Here is a 530-nt window from a genome sequence, read left to right as displayed (position 1 = left end):
AATTTAAGGTTGTCACCAGGCATTACCATTTCTACGCCTTCTGGAAGCTCTACAGCACCAGTTACGTCAGTTGTACGGAAGTAGAACTGTGGACGATAGCCTTTGAAGAATGGAGTATGACGGCCACCTTCATCTTTAGACAATACGTACACTTCTGCTTCAAACTTAGTGTGTGGGTTGATTGAACCAGGCTTAGCTAGTACTTGTCCACGCTCTACGTCATCACGCTTAGTACCACGTAGTAGTACACCAACGTTCTCACCAGCACGACCTTCGTCTAGAAGCTTACGGAACATTTCAACACCAGTACAAGTCGTCTTAACAGTATCTTTGATACCAACGATTTCTACTTCTTCACCAACTTTAACAATACCTTGCTCAACACGGCCTGTTACAACAGTACCACGACCTGAGATTGAGAATACGTCTTCGATTGGAAGAATGAACGGCTTGTCGATTGCACGCTCTGGCTCTGGGATATATGAATCAAGAGCTTCACCTAGTTCGATGATTTTCTTTTCCCATTCTGC

At 44.3% G+C, this 530-nt stretch carries 1 protein-coding gene; it reads right to left on the bottom strand.

Annotated elements, in window-relative coordinates:
* Positions 1-530: EF-Tu C-terminal domain-related protein (locus AC27HD_RS18845; protein ID WP_487107812.1), on the bottom strand; the 530-nt coding region annotated here is incomplete at both ends.

This window comes from Alteromonas sp. 4NS20-0143 (assembly GCF_057542855.1).
The sequence above is the reverse complement of the archived record's forward strand: the minus strand, read 5'-3'. Positions and strand labels throughout refer to the sequence as shown.